The sequence below is a fragment of the Geobacillus sp. ZGt-1 genome, from assembly GCF_001026865.1.
In the GTDB taxonomy this organism is placed as follows: Bacteria; Bacillota; Bacilli; order Bacillales; family Anoxybacillaceae; genus Geobacillus; species Geobacillus thermoleovorans.
This window is the reverse complement of record NZ_LDPD01000018.1, coordinates 110747-111215: the sequence shown is the minus strand read 5'-3', so window position 1 is coordinate 111215 and position 469 is coordinate 110747. Positions and strand designations below refer to the sequence as shown.

General features: G+C 50.5%; 1 protein-coding gene. It reads left to right on the top strand.

Features of this window, described 5'->3' with window-relative positions:
* Window positions 1-39: 39 nt before the first annotated feature.
* A partial coding sequence (locus VU18_RS19755) for an immune inhibitor A domain-containing protein (protein ID WP_236687326.1) occupies window positions 40-469 on the top strand: 430 nt, incomplete at its 3' end.

Sequence of the window (469 nt, the reverse complement as noted above, 5' to 3'; positions counted from 1 at the left end):
CGGAGCGGAAAGCTTCGCGCTGATGCGACTCCTGCTGAGGTGGAACAAGCAGTGCGCGACTATTTGCGGCAAAAGGCGATTCATATGCCGCGGGGAAAAGGAGAATTATACGATAAAGAGGCAAAGCGCGCCGAGGCGATGCAGGACGGACAGCAGACAAATGGCGTGCTGAACGGGAAAGGGAAAAAGCTCGGACAATCGAAAACGGCTTCCGTGCCATCCGTCAAGCCGGAGCCATGGAACGGCGGCAAGCGGGTCGACCGTGTACTCGTTTTGCTCATCGAGTATCCGGACTTTCCGCATAACAACATTCAGCCAACTGAAACGGATATGTATTATAAAGATTATACACGCGAACATTATGAAGATATGATTTTCGGCGGCGATGACGGCTATTACGATGGACCGAATGGCGAGAAGCTTATCTCAGTAAAAAAATATTATGAAGAGCAATCAGGCGGCAGCTATT